Raw genomic sequence first — 15,669 nt, forward strand, 5'->3', positions numbered from 1 at the left:
CCGCCGATGTTGGTCATCAATGAACGAACGACGGCGCCGCGATCCGAACAGCGCGTGCTCGACTGGATGCGGAGCTGGACCGGCCAGTACGTCATTGTGGGACTCGCGATCTCGGGGTGTTACCTACCCGACCGCGAGCGCAAGGACGAAACGCAGGAAGCCGATCTGGTGGTGATCACCCCCAGGGCGGCGGTCGTCGTGGAGGTCAAGGGCACCGTCCCGGAGGCGACGAGCGGTGTCCTGTCGGTACAGGCCAACGGCCGCTGGCGGCTGTCCGGCTACGCGGGCGACCCGATCCACGTGCGCGACCACGACAGCAGCCCGTTCGATCAGGTGACGAACAACGTCTTCAACTTGAAGACGCTGGTGCGCAAGCACAATGCCGAGGCCTTCGTCGACGGACTGATCGTCGTGGTGCCGCCCAAGGATTCGAACCTCACGCTCAACATCGAGTCGCGCAGGCGCGGATGCGCGGTGGTGCTCGGAGCCGGGCAGGCCGACCTGCGCGCGTGGTTCCACCGCACCGCGAGCCGCAAGCTCATCTGGACCGCCGAACGCACCCACGCCCTCCTGACGGACTTGAACCTGGGCGACCAGATCACCATCGACGACCTGGTGGCGGATGGTTTTCCGGCGGAGCGGAAGTTACGGGCCGGGACGCTGGCGGCGTTGGAGAGCGTGACGCGGAAGGCTCCCGAGCTCGAGGGTAGGACGTCCAGCGAGGATACGGACACCGACGACGTGTCGGCTGGTTCGGACGCGCCACCGGTCGCCGCCGTGCCCGAGCCGCACGACCTCGATCCGGATGCTGCGCGACTCAGCGAATACGGCTCGACCCGAACCATCGAAAACGGTGACGAGGCAGATGAGGGTTATCAGCAGGTCCCGCAGGTAGATCAGTCGCCCGCGTCGCAGTCCGCGATGCCTGCGCTGGAGCAGACCGACGCCTCGGGAACCGCGGCCGCGCAGGCGCGCCCCGCCCAGTATTTCGACGAGCGCGAGGGCTCGGCGTTCGAGCCGTCGACGCGGCCCAGTGCCGAAAGCGCACAGCGAGCCCAAGGGGCGTCGTCGACGGCTCGGCAGTCGCTCGAGTACACGGATGTGCCAGGCGGCAGCCAGAAGGCGTCCGCGTCGGAGTCGCATTCCCCGCAGGCACTTGTCGCCGTAGCTGCGCAGGCGCAACCCGCCCAGGCGGATCCCTTCGCGCCGGAATACCTCGCGCCGGAGCCCGAATCACATCCCGCGCCGTCGGGCCCGACAACTGATGCCGAGCACGCGGAGCCGCCTCGGTTCGAAGGCCGACTCGCGGCGAAGCCCGCACCGTCGTCCTTCACGGACAACTGGTCGTCGTGGATCGAGCCCGCCGCCGACCGGCCTCGGCGCCCACGTCCGGTGCAGGCGCCTCCGCCGAGCCGGCCCACATCGTGGTCAACGCCCACCCCCGCGCCCGAGCCGCTGCGCCGACCCACGCCGACGGCTGTGCTCGAGCGCCGTCCACGGGTCCCGGTTCGCGAGCAGCTAACCGCCCTGTCCGCGCGGATCCCCGGTCGCACCTCCGAGAAATCGAAGTCACGCGGCCACCGCTCGCAACAGATCGCCGCGGTGGCGCTGATCGTGCTGGTCATCGGCACGATATGGATACTGGCCGCCTCCTGCTCGACGCCCACCGGCGGCGCTGTGCAACCGACCCGAGCTCCTGAGCTCACGACCGAGGCGGTTCCCCCGCCGCCGCCCGTCACGGAAACCCCGGCCCGCATGAACCTGCTGCCTCTGTGCACTCCGCTCACGCCGAAGTGCTGACGACGCAGGCGGGCATGCGGGGCCGATCGGGGTCGGCTCTCATGCCCCGGCGTGAAGGTAGGCGGCCCAGAGCGAGGGGGTGGCGGGAAGCGCGTCGCGCACAGTCTGGATGGCGCGATGCAGCGCGTATGCGGCATCGGTCACGTCCGGGTCGGTGACCAGAGCGGCGTAGAAGGCGTCGGCCACCTGCACGGCGATTTCGTCGTCGATGGGCCACAGTGTGCCGATGACGTGTGGGTATCCGGCGAGTTGGAACGCCGAGGCAAGGTGAATGGCTTCGTCGAGGAGCCGGGTGTTGGTGGTGAGGGCGGTTTCGCAGGCCGAGAGGTAGGCCAGACGCGCGTGGTCGAGGTGGACCGGGGCGAGTTCGGCGACGGTGAGCGGGTCCGCGTCGTGGTCGTGCAGCAGCAGGTGGCTGCGGGATGGGTCGGCCGGATCGGTGGTGCCGTGGCAGGCGAAGTGCGCGATGGCGCAGTCGGCCAGGCGATTCAAGACATTGGCCTTGGTCGGAAGGGTTGTGGCGGAGTCCGCTCCAGCGAGGTCGACCTGGATGCCGGAGTCCGGCTCGGTGAGCGTGATCGACGACGACAGGTGGGCGGCGACCGTGCGGACTTCCTCGGGCACGTGGTGCAGGCGCCCCGCTACGCCGGGGGTGGTAGGCATCGCGACGATGAGTGCGGGCCTGCGTGCAGACGGCTCGGCGCTCGGTGAGCGCCGCCGCGCATGGCGGAGGGCGGCGATGGTGGGGGTGTAGGAGGAGACAACCCGGTCCAGCACCGCCCGGCCCGCGGGATCAGGTGGTGCGGTGTGATAGCCCGCGGCGTGGATGGGCAGTAGACCCAGCAGACCGCCGGGTATCCACCACACCCGCGGGCCGGTCCGGTCCGCAGGGAACCGCTCGCGGTAGCCCAAGGCGTCCAGAACCGGGCCTGCGGCGTTGTCCCACAGCCATTCCAGGATCCGGCTGAGCTGTCGTTGGGCGGTTTGCCGCTCCGGCCCGGTGCGGCCGTGACCAGCGGCCCGCAAGGCTTCGTGGAAGGCGAGAACCTGGTCGATCACGGTCTCGAGCGGCAGGCCGGGCAGCGGCAGACAGGTCGCTCCGCCGGCGGTGAGCAGCAGCGCGTCGCTGCGGTGGCCGCTGATGTTGAACACCACCACCGGGCCTCGGCCGGCCTGAGCGATGAGTTCCGCCGCCGACGGCGGCAGGGCGAAGTACTCGAATCCGCGCTGCGCCCGGATCCGCGCCAGCACGTCGTTCAACTCCCGCGCCGAGCGCGCCCGGTCCGCTATGGGGTCGGCTGCCGCGTCCGACGCGGCGGCGGCATCGGGAGTTCGGTCGAGAAGTTTCCGAAGCCGGACGAAATCGGCGGCCAGATCTGGATGCTGGTCTGCGAGGTCGGCTATGTCGCCGCGCACTTGCAACGCTTGGCTCAACAGCACCGCCCGCCCCGCCTCCAGCAGCTGCAATGCCAGGACGGGCCGCTGGTCCGGCGGTGTGGACGGATCGTCCAGCGCCAGTGCCGCCGCGTCGGAGGCGATTCCGGCGTACTCGCCCAGAGCATGTTGTTGATCCGACCGCGCCAACTCGCGTGGCGCGACTTCGGGCAACAAGCGGACCGCCCGCCGCAGCAGTTCCGCCGCCCGGCCCGGCTGCGCCGTCGCGGTGAGCTCGGCGGCGCCGCGAGCAGCCCGGATTCGCAGGGACGGAGCCGCTGTGGCCAGTTCCGCAGCCTCCTGCAGGGCGGTCGTCGCCTCCTCCCGATCAGACGCCGTGCCTGTCCGCGAATATCGGGCCCGCAAAGCTTCGGCGAGGTTGACCTGCATGACGGCGTGGCCAGGGTGCCCGGTCGGGATGGCCGCGACCGCCTGCCGGGCGAGACGGATCGCGTCGTCCAGATCGTGTGTCGTGCCCGTCAATTCATACCGAATCGTCAGGGGCACGGCGAGATTCGACAGTCGGTCGGCGCGTTCGGGGTGGTCGGTGGGCGTGGCCGCGACTGCCAGCCGGCCCATCCGGATCGCCTCGCCCAAGTCATCCGCCGTTTCCGTACGTTCGGAGCGCTTCCAAAGCACGACTCCGAGGTCGGCCAGTATCCCGGCGCGTGCGGGGTGGTCGACCGGGGTGATGTCCACGGCTTTCCGGAGCGTGGCTATGGCTTCGTCCGCGTCGGCGATCATGCCCGTCCGCTCGAACCGGCTCAGCAGGAAGGCCGCGAGTTCGGTCGACATGACGGGAAGGTCAGGATGGTCTTCGGGTGTGGCCGCGACGGATTGCCGACCCATTCGGATCGCTTCGTCCAGATCGGCCATCGCGCCGGTTCGCTGGAATCGAATCCGCAAAGGAATGGCTAGATTGGACAGATGGCGGGCTCGGAGGGGGTGGTCGTCCGGTATGGTCGCCACCGCTCGTCGGTTCGCGTATATCGCCTCGTCCAGGTCGACCGGGGCTCCGGTTCGATCGAACCGCTTCCACAATGCGACACCTAGATTGGACAGCAGCGTGACAAGATCGGGATGGTCGGGGGCAAGAACGTCCGCGGCTCTCCTGAGAATGACGATCGCCTCGTCGAGGTCCGGCGTCTGCCCCGTGCGGTGAAATCGGCTCACCAGGCAGATCGCGAGATTGGACCCGGTGGCGGCCGAGCCGGGATGGCCGGTGGGTGTGGCATCGACCGACTCCCGTCCGATCCGGATCGCCTCGTCCAAGTCGGCCATTTCGCCTGTCCGCTGAAACCGGCTCACCAGGCAGGTGACGAGATTGGACAGTGTTTTGGCCAGGTCAGGGTGGCCGACCGGCAGGGCTGTCACCGCCTGTCGGCCGAGTTCGATCGCCTCGTCCAGATCGGGCAGTTCGCCGGTCCGCTCGAACCGCTTCAGCAGTGTGACGGCGGAATTGGTCAGTATGCTCGCCAGATCGGGATGATCGGGAGACGTGACGTCCACGGCTTTCCGGAAGGTGATGACGGCCTCGTTCAGATCGCTCATTTCGCCGTTTCGCTCGAACCGCCGCAGTACCGCGACCCCCTGACTGGACAGGATGTTGCCGAAGTCGAAGCGGCCGAAGCCGGTTTCCACCGCCTGTCGGCCGACCTGAATCGCCTCGTCCAGGTCGGCCTGGGTCCCGGTCCTTTCGAAACGGTTCAAAAGGGCGATACCGAGATCGGACAGCGACACCGGGCGGACTGTTCGGTCGACGAGGTCCACGTTCGCGGCCTTCCGCAGGGTGACGACGGCCTCGTCCAGATCGGCTGTCGAGCCTGTTCGCTCGGACCGGAGCCGTAGCGCTGATCCGAGGACGGACATACTTTCGGCACGGTCGGGATCCTCTGGGGCTGTGACCATTACCGCTCGTCGACCGATTTCGATCGCCTCATCTAGATCGTCCGGTAGACCCGCGCGTGCGAACCGGTGCACCAGAGCCCGGCAGAGGCTGGTCATGTGGTCGGCACGCTTGGGGTGGTCGGGCGATGTTTCGGCTATCGCCTGCCGACCTACTCGGATCGCTTCCTCCAGGTCGGCCTGCCCGCCCGTCCGCTCGGCCCTCACCCGTAAGGAGATCCCGAGATCGGACAGAATGCTGGAACGCTCGGGGTGGTACGGGGCCGCCGCGGCCACCGCCTGTCGGCCGACTTGGATCGCCTCGTCCAGATCGGGCAGCGCCGTCGTCAACGTGAACTGATGCCGCAGGGCGCGACTCAGCGCGCTGATCCTTTGGGCTCGCTCGGGGTGATCGGTGGGCGTGGCCGCGATCGTCAGCCGCATTGTCCGGGCCATCTCGTCCAGATCGGCCATCGCGCCCGTCCGCTCGAATCGGATCTTCAGGGCTGCAACGATGAAACCCAGCAGGCCGGCCACGGGGCGATCGGGTGGCGTGGCGTCCACCGCGCGTCGAGCTGTCCGGATCGCCTCGTCCAAGTCGGGCGACATCCCGGTCCGCTGGAAACGGATCCAGAGTCCGCCGCCGAGTTCGGTCAGTATGACGGCGAGGTTCGGGTGACCGGCGGGGGTGGCCTCCACGGCTTTCCGGAGGGAGACGATGGCTTCGTCCAGGTCGGCGATGGCCCCTGTCGCCTTGAACCGGCGATAAAAAGCGTCACCGAGGCGGAAAAGGCACAGCACCCGCGTGGGGTGGCCGGTCGGCAGCGTGGTCAGCTTGCGTTGCCACAGTTTGATTTCGGCCGTGATGATGGTGGCGTTGATCGTCATACCGCATCCATCCCCCTGCCCTATCGAGCCACGCTGATCACACGGTCACCCCTGGCACAACGGTTTACGGCGATATGATCACACGACACGCTCGCCGGATCGTGGCCTCGGCGACAGTGCCCATCGTATTCACCTGTGCACCTGGGAGTTCGGTTGCCGCCGTCACAAGATGCAACTCGGGTCACCGCCGGGCTGGCGTATCTGTGCGGTCATCTGCAGGAGATCCGCGGCACTCTCGGCGATGACGGGACGGACACTTCGACCCCGCTGCACAAGCTGCTCAGCTCGGTCCGATCGGGGGACGGTGCGGGCATCGCCGCCGCGCTGGATGGGGTGCACACCGCTCTGCGGGCGGCCGGCGATGCGCGCGGTGTGTATGGACACCACCGCGGTCTGGTTCCGGTCGGCGTGCACAGCATCGAAGTCGTCTACCGCTGCCCGCTCGAACGCTGCGACGGCCGCGACGATGTCGATGCCGAGCCGCCCCGATGCGCCGTCAGCGGACGGGAATTACGGCGCGAACGGCTCTCTTGATGAACGGGTTGTGGAGTGAACTCGCCAAAAAGATGGCCGAGAAATGGTTTTCGCTTCTCGTGTTGCCCGGCGCGTTCTATCTGGCGGTCACCGCCACCGCGCTCACCCTCGGCCACGCGCATGCGTTGGACATCGGCCTGCTCACCCGACATATCACCGACTACGCCAGAAACCCCGCGGTGACCAGCACGGGCGGGCAGGTCGTCGTCTTGGCCGCGATTCTCGCAGCCGCCGCGGCGGTCGGTTTCGTCGCACAATCGATCGGAACGTTTGTGGAGCGGGCTGTGCTGGCGGCGGAATGGCAGGCTTGGCCGATTCCCGTGCGGTTCGCCGCTCGGTGGTCGCTCGCCCGCCGTCAGCGTCGGTGGGACAGCGCCAACGCCGACTACCTCCGTGAATACCAGAATGCCTTGACTCCCGATCCGGCGTCCCGGCCCGACCCGGCGCTCAGGCACCGTGCGGCACGCGCGCGAGCAAGGATTTCGGTCGAGCGGCCCGAGCGCCCGACCTGGAGCGGCGACCGAATCCAAGCAACGGCGATTCGACTCGATCGCGATCACCATCTCGACCTGGCGACCGTGTGGCCGTCGCTGTGGCTGGTCCTGCCGGACCCCGTGCGCGAGCAGATCACCACCGCCCGCACCGCTCTCTCGCGAGCGACCACGCTTGCGGCCTGGTCCGTTCTCTACCTTGCTCTGACCGTCTGGTGGTGGCCCGCCGCACCTCTCGCCGTCGTCATCGCCGCGACCGCTCATCACCGAATCCGCGCAACCACCGATACCTACGCCACCCTGCTGGAAAACGCCACACGCCTGCACACCACCACCCTCGCCACCCAGCTCGGCATCGACCACACCGGTCCCCTCGGCCCGCATCTGGGTCATGCCCTCACCCGCCACCTCCGTTCGTCAACCGCGTGACCATGGAAGGATGCGGTGCCTGCATTCCCACACGTGGCATCCGGCCCTGAGTTGCATTCTGGTTGAATGGAATTGGCGCAACCGTGATGTTGCTCGTAGCACCGATCTCTGGAAGGACGCGTGTTCACCACTACCGAATCCGAGCTGGAAGATCTCTACGCGGCCATCGAGGAATCCGCGCGGCTATGGAACGTCCCTTGCACTCGAGAAGCTGTCCGGCCCACTCTGACCGCGTACGGCGCGATGCTCACGCGTTCCGTGATCTCCCTCCGAGTGGTCACCGACGCCCGCCGCTCAGGAGACCTCGACTACCGCTTCTTGACGCTGCCGAGCGACATCGACCCCTATGGCATCGCCCTTTCCAACGAACTCATTTCCGAGACCGATCATCCGGTCGGCGCTCTGCTGGACGAGGTCCGGGAACGGTGCCCCATCCACAGCTACGGGATCGACATCGGTGTAGTCGGCGGCTTCAAGAAAATCTGGCCCTTCTTTCCCGCCGATGGCATGCAGAAAGTATCGGAGCTCGCCGAACTACCGTCCATGCCGCCCGGCCTCGCCGACCACGTCGGCATGTTCGCACGTCACGGCTTGGAGGACAAAGTCGGCTTGCTCGGTATCGACTACCACGACAAGACGATGAACGTGTACTTCCCCGGCCTGTCGGCCGACTACTTCGAACCCCGCGCCATCGTGTCGCTGCACCGGGATGCCGGACTCCCGGACCCGAGCGATGACTTTCTCTCACTCACCGAGAAAGCATTCGATATCTACGCCACCATCAGCTGGGAATCGCGCCGAATCGAGCGCCTCTGTTTTCCGGTGATAACACCGGACCCGACAACGCTCCCGGTTCGAATCGAACCGCGCTTCGAGCAACTCGTCGACAAAGTTCCGATCAGCACGACCGACCGTCGATTCACCTATGCCGCTACCTCGTCGCCCGATGGGGAGTCCTACAAGTTCAGTTGGTTCTACCAGTGGCAGCCCAGGATATTGGACAGGATGAAGACGTCCGATTCGTAGAACTGTCGATCGGGCGTTCTCTGTGCCAGCTGAAGCAATACCACTCCTGCTGACACGGCCTTTCGATAGTGGTGTCGAGCGGAGAGTTGGGCGGCCGCCTCGAACCGCGCCGCCCTGATGACGTCGGCGCGTAGTTTGCCGGTCCGGAGATCGGTGGACCGGCGTCCGCCTGAGGCGGGTGACAGGGCTGCTGCGACGTGATCGATCCGCCGCCCTCGGACGACATGTCCGCCGCGCGCCACCATGCTCGTGCCGCAAGCGAATCGGTGTCGTGCGCCGTGTAGCGGCGGACATCGGTTCCGTCGTCAGGTCGGCGACTCTACTCGCGCAGGTGGGCGCGACGGCGATATCGGCAGTGGACGCCGCGTCAGCACCTGCGTGGTGACGATTACGGAGTTCACGCCAGGACCGTCTGTGACGTGGGAATCGCTATCCAACCGACAACAACCTTCACCCGCATGTTGTACGGCGAGCAGCGCCGTGGGCCTACACGGCCACGTATGGGGGCGACGGGGCAGTGATCTCACCAGGTACTGCCACCCGCGTGAAGCCGTGTGCTGAACTGCTCCACCTGGAAGCGGCCTGGTGTCGGGTCGCGATCTATCCCTTCGTCTGATCGGTGGTGGGCGAGTTCGCGCGCTGGTATCCCGGGTGTACGCCCACGTCCAGACCTTGTTGCTCGGCGATCCGCGCCAGCAGTGACGCCAATTGATCGCGTTCGGCGGGGGACAACGCCGCGGTGAGGTCGGCTTCGTGGGTCTGGAGCACCGGCCAAAGTTCGCCCATCAGCTGGTAGGCCGCCGGGGTCGGGTGCAGTTCGTGGTTGCGGCGGTCGGTGGCGCTGCGGCGGCGTTCGACGAGGCCTTTACGGTCGAGGTTGTCGAGTAGGGCGACGACGCGGCTGGGAACCACGCCGAGTTCCTCCGCCAGAGCGCGCTGGCTGCGACCGGGGGACATGGCGATCATGCGCAGCACGCCGATATCGGGGGGAGTGAGGCCGAGCGGGGCGATGCGGTCGGTGAACCGCTGGGTGGCGTGTGCGCCGAGCTGGGCGAGCAGGAACGAGACCTGCCGGGTAAGGGCCTGTCGCGGAATCGGGTTGTCACCCGCTTGCTCTTCTGCTGTCACCGGGTTATCGTACACACGCCTCAATCGTTCACTACAGTGAATGATTCACCTTAAAGAACGGACTCGTGTAATGAGCGCTCCCGCAATCGCTTCCACTCCACCGCGGCCGGATATACCCGGGCTGGGCCCGTCGCCGGGGGTCTTCGCCACCGCCTCGGCGGCGCTGTTCGTCGCCGGGTTGGCCGCGAGCACCGTCGCGGCCGGTGGCGAAGTGTTTCCTTCCCCGTTCGCCGCGCCGGACGACGCGCTGTTCTACTTCACCGACCACCGCGACGCGGTCCGGCTGGGAGCGACGTTGCAGTTCGCCGCCGCGATCCCCGGTGCGCTGTTCGTCGCCGCCATCACCGCGCGGCTGCGGACGCGGGGCGCGCTCGCCCTCGCCGGAGGCGCGCTCGCCACCGGATTCCTGATGCTGTCGGCGGTGGTGACCTGGGTGCTGACGGTGCCCGAAGTCGTCGAATCTCCGCACTTGGTGCGCGCTTTGCACACGCTGGCCTTCCTCGCGGGCGGCCCAGGCAATGTCGTCTCGACCGGGTTGCTCATCGCGGGCATCGCGTTGCCGGTAGCTGCCTTCCGTACCTGGCTGGCCAGGCTCGGCCTCGTCATCGCCGTCGCCGGACTGGCTACCACGGCAACGCTGATGCGCACGGAGGCCGCCGTCCTGCTGCCGCTGGCCCGTTTCACCGGCATGGCGTGGTTGATCGCCGCTGGCTTCCTCGTCTCGAAATCATCTGCCGCAGAAACGGAATGACCGATGAATCCGCACATTGAGAAGCTCGTCCGATTCCAGCGTCCCGAACGCTCGCTGCCCTACCTCCCCGGCCTCGGCGCCGACCGCGTCGCACCGCTGTTCGGTCTCACCCCCGTCGAATACGAAAAGCTCTGTACCGATTTCGATGAGCAGGCGCGCTGGGCGGCCGCTGCCCTCCTGGACGACGCCGCGGTGGCCGCCGCGGCGGATCGGCTGCCGCTTCGACCCGGACAGCACGTGGTCGCCTTGGGCGAAAGTTCGACCGCCGACCGGCTGTCGTGGTTCGAAATCCTGCGCTATCTGCTCGACCTGCGCAGACCCGACGATGCCATTCGGCTCACCAATCTCGCCGTCTCGGGGGCGACCACAACGCAGACGCTGACGCTCGCTCCCGCTCTGGGTTTCCAGCGCCCCGACTGGGTGTTCTGCCAGCTCGGCGCAAACGACGCCCAGCGCATCGGCGGCCCCGGCGGTCAGCGTCTGGTCGGCCTGGCCGAGACCGAACGCAACTTGCGCATCCTCCGATCCCGCGCCCCCGAACCGGCGCAGTGGATCTGGCTCACCCCGACCACAGTGGACGAGGCCCGCATCGCCGCGTTCGAGCCTTTCCAGCGAATCGGCATCACCTGGACCCGAGCCGACATCGCCGACACCTCGACCGTGCTGCACGACCTGGCCGACCTGACCGTCGACGTGGAGAACGACACGCTGCCAAACGGCGAGGACCCGCTGCTGCTCGATGACGGCCTGCACGCCACGTTGGCCGGTCAGCAGGCCGTAGCAGCCTCGTTCGTCGCCGCGCTGGCGGAATTGTGAGGGGTGCGGTGGGGTCCGTGGGTGGGGGTGGGATCGTGCAGAACGCGGTTTCGTCATTCCAGAGTCGCGGCGACGGCGCAATCGAGAAATCCGTGGCGGCGGCAGTCGCTCGCCGCCGCGATAGCGGAGTCGTGGGGACACGCGCAGGTCGTCGCCGTGCTGTGGTCGTGGAAACCGTTGTGTCGGCGTTCGCGCGTCGTCGCGATGGCGGGATCGTCGCCGGGGCAGTGTTGGCGCCCGCGTCGTCTGCCATCCTCGCTGCGGGACCCGCAGGCGCGGAATCCGATTCGCGCTCAGTAGGTTTCAACGCCCACGCTACGTCCACCTCGGCCATCATCGAGATCGACGCGGGATCGCTGACCGTCGATGACGGTGTCCTCCGGATCGCGGCCGACGACGGCCGTGTGCTCGCCGCAGCCGAACTCGCCGCTCGTGTAGACGATTTCGTCTTCCCGATCGACGCGGAGATCACCGACCGCACAGTGGTTATGACCCCACAATTGGATCCCGAACACGCAACCGTAGCGAACAGTCGAATCCCAATCTTGCGTATCTTCTCGCTGTCGATGTGATTTCGACTCGGGGCAGTCACCTGCTCCCGGCCGAAGTATTCCTGTTGATAGACATAGACGCGGTCCCAGCTTCCGCCGGCAAGGTCGAGCAGCGGCGCGGAGCCGCCCTTCCGTCACAAGTTGTTCAACTGCGCGGACAGCGCCTTGCCATCACTCAGGTGGCGGCTCGAACGGGCCGCCGCCCACATATGCCAGAAATCCGACCACTCCCAACACCGGCACAGCGACGAGAAGGACGCTGCCGGAGCTTTGCCGAGTGCGCTGTCCGGATCGGCAGGGCGCATGACCGTGCCGCCCGGATCGGGTGTGGCATCGTATTTGGCGAGCAGACGCCCATGTAGCGTCGCCGGTCCTGCTCCGGCGAGTCTGCCGTTGCTCTCGGCTATTTAATCCATTCAATTTTCGCTGACGCCATCGATTGCATTCAGGGCCTCTATTACTTCGTCTTCGTAGAATCCTGTTCGATAACGTGTTTCAAGCTCTCCCAGGGCTTCAAAAGCTGCTCTCAACAGATTCGGATACACGGCCGCGATCGACTTGGGTAAGTATCTCACGATATCGCTCGGTGGTTCGGGTTCTTCCTCGGCTGCATATAAGCGGCCCGGCAAGGTCGGATCGTTGATTTCCTCATCGAGGACAACCAATTTCACCCGAGTAGGAGCTGTGATCTGCGACGGCACAGATCGCGCGAGTTGTTTCAGATAATCGCCGTTCTTCGGATTCCATCCCAACTTGACCATCGGTTCTCTGGGTACATTAGCCAGCTCGAACGTCAGCTGTCGAATGACCTGGAAATTTTCTGCGCTGACGAGATGCTCTCGATAGCGTCCGAGGTTCGGTTCTGGCATCTTCTCCGGGTCCTTCCTGTCAATCCAAGTCATCGCTACAGGCCGTCGAAGTACTCGCGTCCGTCCTTTGGCGTGAACACGGTTCCTCCATCTCCGTCCTCGATGACTACAGCACCTTTCTCCGGATCCCAATATGCCGTTCGGCCCCTGGGTAGATGCTTTACCTCCGTCGGTACCTCGCCGTCGAGGACCTTGCGAACGTACTCGGGAAGTTCTGCGGCGCCTACGCCGGATACGTAGTGTGAGCCATCTCCCTGTGCGGCACGTCCATTCGCGTGTTCGGCGATCTTCTTCGCAATCTCTTGTGTAATCGGATCGTCCCCGCCCAGGGCTGGCGTCGCTGTAGGGCCGTTGTCGTCGATGAGTGCCTTCATGGCGATGATGGCGGCCAGTTTGGTGAGTGTGGCGGTGAGGTCGGGGACCTGGCCGAAGGCGTCGATAACGCCGACGGCGACGCTCGCAGCCAGGGTGATCTTGAGGATTTGGAATAGCCGCTTTGTCGTGTAGAGGCCGCGAATGGTGGCGATCGTGTCCTCAACAGCGAGCGCGACACCGCCGCCGGCGACCGCGAGACTGCCGCCGAAGCTGAAGATCGCTCCTACGATGGCGCCGGTGACCAGCAGTCCGACGGCCCATGCGAAGGTGGTCATTGCCGTCTTGATGCCTTCGCCGACTTCGACTGTCGAGCTGTGATAGTCCGCAACAGGGGCGGCGACATTGAGGGACGCGGTGGCCAGAAGATCGGCGCTGGACTTCAGTGTCCCGAAGTGTTCCTGGATCTTGGCGCGATTCTCTGCCGCATCCATATCGTCGAACAACGCGGAGATCCCGCTGATCTTAGCCGCAGCTCCAGTGATGGTCGCGTGGTTGGCGAAGGTTTTCCACGTGTCGGCGGCCTTGGAGAGTTTGTCGACGTCACCGTTGGGAAGTTTCCCGAAGGTACTGACGATCTTCGCAGTGAGTTCGTTGAAGAACTCCTCTACGCCACCGTTGTGTTTGACGCCGTCGCCGTTGTCGTGGACGGAGGTCGGGATGGTTACCTGGTACTCGGAGACCTGGTGGAGAGTCGGTCGCTGGGGTTTGGCGTTGTCTGCGATCGCGTATTTGTAACCATTGGCGTATAGGACGTTGCCGAAGTTGGTAAGGGCGTCGGCCAGGTGTGTACACGTTTGCATAGTGTCGCGTGCGTACTGGTCGTACGCTTCGCCCCATTGCTTACATCCGGGGGCGTCCCCGGCCATGCCTGCACATTCACCCTTGACGGCGTCGTGTAGCGGTTTGTCGGTGCGACGCAGTTCGGCGGCGAGGTCATGGCATTGTTTGCCGGCATCGAAGTACGTCTGCCAATTGACGCGCACTAGTTATGCCCCTCGGAGCATTTTCAGGTTTTCCTCGATCGCGCTGGTGTAGCCGGTGTGCGCTTTGCGGGCTGCTTCGCTGATATCGCGGACACCTTCGGCGAATTCCCGCGCGCCGACCGACCACTCGAGGTGGGCGTCGGAATAGGCCTGAGCGGCAACACCTTCCCAGCCGGTACCCGCCAGCGCGGCAACCTTGTCGTCAATCGTGTCGAGGTGCTCGGCGATAACGCTCGCGAGTGCGGACAGGCGGATCACGACCTCATCGAGGTGGTCCAAGTCGACCTGGAACTCCTCGGAACTCATGGCAGGTCCAAACTTGAGCTGCTCGTGTTGTATAGTACGGCGGCGTTGCTCCCGTCGAGGTCTTCATAGGTCGAGGCTGTGATACCGAGCTTTTCGGCCATCCCGGACAGAGCGGTGATGATCTGGGCGCCGCCGTCACGGATATCGGTCCAGCCGTCAGCGAACTGGCTCGCCAGATTGCCCCTCCACGTTCCATTGACCAGTGATTCGACATCCTTGGCCGCAGAGTCGAGTGCCGTCCGCAATGCCATCGATAGCTCATAGACCTGCTCGCCGACCTCACGAACCTTCTCCGGAACCACCGAGAGATTATCGGTCGACGGCGTCCCCCCGTTGCTCATGACCGGCAGCGTACTGAATGTCCGCCCGACCTGTCGAGGGACCCATTGTGCCTATCGGAGGGTGTCGACGCCGATCATCCTGGTGGGCCACAGCTTTGCGGACGCGTTGGGACTCACCCAGCGTCGATTCGCCGCCCGTGCCGGCATCGCGAAGAGCACGGCGAGAAAGTGGCGACCTCTGGGCGACGCGATCGAGCTGGGTGACGAGTGCGCCGACATTATCGAGACGATGCCGAGCTGCGCTGCGGCACGCATTTGAAGGCGGCCTGCATGGCACCGCGATTGCTACCCTTGGTAGCATCGGGATTATGGGTGGTAGTAAGAAATACTCGATCAGCCTCCCGGAGGATCTCGCCGAGCAGGCTCGAGCCTATGTTGGCCCCGGCGGCTTCTCCGCCTATGTCGCCGAGGCGTTGGAGCAGCGTGTAGCGATGGACAAGCTGGGGGAGCTGGTGGCCGATTTCGAGAAGGACGACGAGCCGTTGACTCGTGCGGAGATTGATCAGGCGAGGGCGGAATTGGGTTTCGAGCGGCGACGTTGGGGTTCGCGCGGATCGGCGGCCTGATGCCGGATGTGCTTTTCCTCGATTGCGAGGGGCTGTCCATGCTGTATCGGAAGGATCGTCGCATGCTTGCGTGGATACAGGCGGCCAAAGAGGACGGCGTGCGAGTCGCGACTACGGCTATGACGACTGTGGAAGCCGACTACAGCAAAGTGCGTGCCGCCCGGATCGCATGGACGCTGTCACAGATCGACGTTCACACGGTGACCGGAGAGTTGGCCGCGCAGGCCGCTGCGTTGTTGCGCGAGCATGGCCTTGGTGGACACAAGTACGCGATCGACGCCGTTCTGGCTGCGTCGGCTCGCTCGGTTCGTGGGCTGGCGACGGTGGTGACGTCGGACCCCGAGGACATGGCGTTGCTGTGTGGTCCGGAGATCGAGATCGTCAAGGTGTGAGCTTGTTCGAGCCGTGAGCAGTGATCGGGAGAACCGACGGCCTGTCCCGCTGCCCTGAAACCTTGTTCGTCGACCACCCGCATATATGAAACAGGGCCGGCTCGC

Annotated in this window: 16 protein-coding genes; 10 read left to right on the forward strand and 6 right to left on the reverse strand. The window is 65.7% G+C overall.

The genetic code is table 11. The annotated features are described in order from the left end of the window. Positions 1–6 precede the first annotated feature (6 nt). Positions 7–1,800 (forward strand): NERD domain-containing protein, encoded by a 1,794-nt coding sequence (locus tag ACFV2O_RS29975; protein WP_379254804.1) that lies wholly within the window; start codon positions 7–9, stop codon positions 1,798–1,800. Positions 1,801–1,839: 39 nt separating this feature from the next. Here the strand turns inward: ACFV2O_RS29975 and ACFV2O_RS29980 are convergent, their stop codons facing one another. Continuing rightward, entirely contained in the window at positions 1,840–6,006 is a 4,167-nt protein-coding gene (locus tag ACFV2O_RS29980) for a CHAT domain-containing protein (protein ID WP_379254806.1), read from the reverse strand. Positions 6,007–6,159: 153 nt separating this feature from the next. Between ACFV2O_RS29980 and ACFV2O_RS29985 the strand changes: the two genes are divergently transcribed. The 3 genes from ACFV2O_RS29985 to ACFV2O_RS29995 all read left to right on the forward strand — a co-directional run bounded on the left by ACFV2O_RS29985 (position 6,160) and on the right by ACFV2O_RS29995 (position 8,486). Next, positions 6,160–6,540, forward strand: a complete 381-nt coding sequence (locus ACFV2O_RS29985; RefSeq protein ID WP_379254808.1) for a hypothetical protein — start codon at positions 6,160–6,162, stop codon at positions 6,538–6,540. Continuing rightward, positions 6,540–7,460 (forward strand): hypothetical protein, encoded by a 921-nt coding sequence (locus ACFV2O_RS29990; protein WP_379254810.1) that lies wholly within the window; start codon positions 6,540–6,542, stop codon positions 7,458–7,460. The genes ACFV2O_RS29985 and ACFV2O_RS29990 overlap by 1 nt, the downstream gene beginning before the upstream one ends. A gap of 120 nt (positions 7,461–7,580) precedes the next feature. Then, positions 7,581–8,486: an aromatic prenyltransferase gene (locus ACFV2O_RS29995; protein ID WP_379254811.1), complete on the forward strand. Its 906-nt coding sequence runs from the start codon at positions 7,581–7,583 to the stop codon at positions 8,484–8,486. A gap of 600 nt (positions 8,487–9,086) precedes the next feature. Here the strand turns inward: ACFV2O_RS29995 and ACFV2O_RS30000 are convergent. Further along, entirely contained in the window at positions 9,087–9,614 is a 528-nt protein-coding gene (locus tag ACFV2O_RS30000) for a MarR family winged helix-turn-helix transcriptional regulator (protein ID WP_379254812.1), read from the reverse strand. A gap of 70 nt (positions 9,615–9,684) precedes the next feature. Between ACFV2O_RS30000 and ACFV2O_RS30005 the strand changes: the two genes are divergently transcribed. Genes ACFV2O_RS30005 through ACFV2O_RS30015 form a run of 3 tightly spaced genes read left to right on the forward strand, consistent with a single transcriptional unit; the run spans position 9,685 to position 11,753 of the window. Beyond that, entirely contained in the window at positions 9,685–10,365 is a 681-nt protein-coding gene (locus ACFV2O_RS30005; protein WP_379254814.1) for a hypothetical protein, read from the forward strand. 3 nt (positions 10,366–10,368) lie between these two features. Further along, positions 10,369–11,181 carry an SGNH/GDSL hydrolase family protein gene (locus ACFV2O_RS30010; RefSeq protein WP_379254816.1) on the forward strand — a complete coding sequence of 271 codons (813 nt, stop codon included), beginning with the start codon at positions 10,369–10,371 and terminating at the stop codon, positions 11,179–11,181. A 35-nt stretch (positions 11,182–11,216) separates the two neighbouring features. Further along, positions 11,217–11,753: a hypothetical protein gene (locus ACFV2O_RS30015; RefSeq protein WP_379254818.1), complete on the forward strand. Its 537-nt coding sequence runs from the start codon at positions 11,217–11,219 to the stop codon at positions 11,751–11,753. 395 nt (positions 11,754–12,148) lie between these two features. Here the strand turns inward: ACFV2O_RS30015 and ACFV2O_RS30020 are convergent, their stop codons facing one another. From ACFV2O_RS30020 to ACFV2O_RS30035, 4 genes are read right to left on the reverse strand one after another with little or no spacing between them, the layout of a single operon-like run. Continuing rightward, entirely contained in the window at positions 12,149–12,601 is a 453-nt protein-coding gene (locus ACFV2O_RS30020) for a hypothetical protein (RefSeq protein ID WP_379254820.1), read from the reverse strand. 35 nt (positions 12,602–12,636) lie between these two features. Then, positions 12,637–13,959, reverse strand: a complete 1,323-nt coding sequence (locus ACFV2O_RS30025) for a hypothetical protein (RefSeq protein ID WP_379254822.1) — start codon at positions 13,957–13,959, stop codon at positions 12,637–12,639. 3 nt (positions 13,960–13,962) lie between these two features. Beyond that, entirely contained in the window at positions 13,963–14,265 is a 303-nt protein-coding gene (locus ACFV2O_RS30030; protein WP_379254824.1) for a WXG100 family type VII secretion target, read from the reverse strand. Further along, the gene (locus ACFV2O_RS30035) at positions 14,262–14,606 is read right to left on the reverse strand and encodes a type VII secretion target (RefSeq protein WP_379254826.1); all 345 of its coding nucleotides are present in this window, start codon (positions 14,604–14,606) and stop codon (positions 14,262–14,264) included. The genes ACFV2O_RS30030 and ACFV2O_RS30035 overlap by 4 nt, the downstream gene beginning before the upstream one ends. Before the next feature lie 61 nt (positions 14,607–14,667). Here ACFV2O_RS30035 and ACFV2O_RS30040 point away from each other — a divergent pair, with 61 nt between their 5' ends. Genes ACFV2O_RS30040 through ACFV2O_RS30050 form a run of 3 tightly spaced genes read left to right on the forward strand, consistent with a single transcriptional unit; the run spans position 14,668 to position 15,564 of the window. Beyond that, the gene (locus ACFV2O_RS30040) at positions 14,668–14,865 is read left to right on the forward strand and encodes a hypothetical protein (protein WP_379254827.1); all 198 of its coding nucleotides are present in this window, start codon (positions 14,668–14,670) and stop codon (positions 14,863–14,865) included. Between the two features lie 49 nt (positions 14,866–14,914). Further along, complete coding sequence (locus tag ACFV2O_RS30045; RefSeq protein ID WP_379254829.1) at positions 14,915–15,172, forward strand: hypothetical protein; 258 nt, start codon at positions 14,915–14,917, stop codon at positions 15,170–15,172. After that, entirely contained in the window at positions 15,172–15,564 is a 393-nt protein-coding gene (locus ACFV2O_RS30050) for a DNA-binding protein (protein ID WP_379254830.1), read from the forward strand. Before ACFV2O_RS30045 ends, ACFV2O_RS30050 begins: the two co-directional genes overlap by 1 nt. Positions 15,565–15,669 lie beyond the last annotated feature (105 nt).

This window comes from Nocardia sp. NPDC059691, from assembly GCF_042733915.1.
In the GTDB taxonomy this organism is placed as follows: Bacteria; Actinomycetota; Actinomycetes; order Mycobacteriales; family Mycobacteriaceae; genus Nocardia; species Nocardia sichangensis.